The following is a 235-nucleotide window of genomic DNA, read 5'->3' as shown; positions in this document are numbered from 1 at the left end:
ATCCACGAGTTCATCGAGAGCCTGCCGGATGGCTACGCGACCATGGTCGGCGAGCGCGGCTTGAAGTTGTCGGGCGGGGAGAAGCAGCGCGTGGCGATCGCACGCACCCTGCTGAAGAATCCGGCGATCCTGATTTTTGATGAGGCGACCTCCGCGCTCGATTCGAAGTCGGAGCAGGCGATCCAGGCGCAGCTGAAGGAGATTGCGAAGAGCCGCACGACGCTGGTGATCGCGC

1 protein-coding gene is annotated in these 235 nt (G+C 63.4%); it reads left to right on the top strand.

The genetic code is table 11. The annotated features are described in order from the left end of the window. Window positions 1-235: ATP-binding cassette domain-containing protein (locus KVT32_RS31595; RefSeq protein ID WP_217619583.1), on the top strand; the 235-nt coding region annotated here is incomplete at both ends.

It is taken from the genome of Achromobacter sp. GbtcB20, from assembly GCF_019091095.1.
GTDB classification, from domain to species: domain Bacteria; phylum Pseudomonadota; class Gammaproteobacteria; order Burkholderiales; family Burkholderiaceae_B; genus Achromobacter; species Achromobacter mucicolens.
The sequence above is the reverse complement of the archived record's forward strand: the minus strand, read 5'-3'. Positions and strand labels throughout refer to the sequence as shown.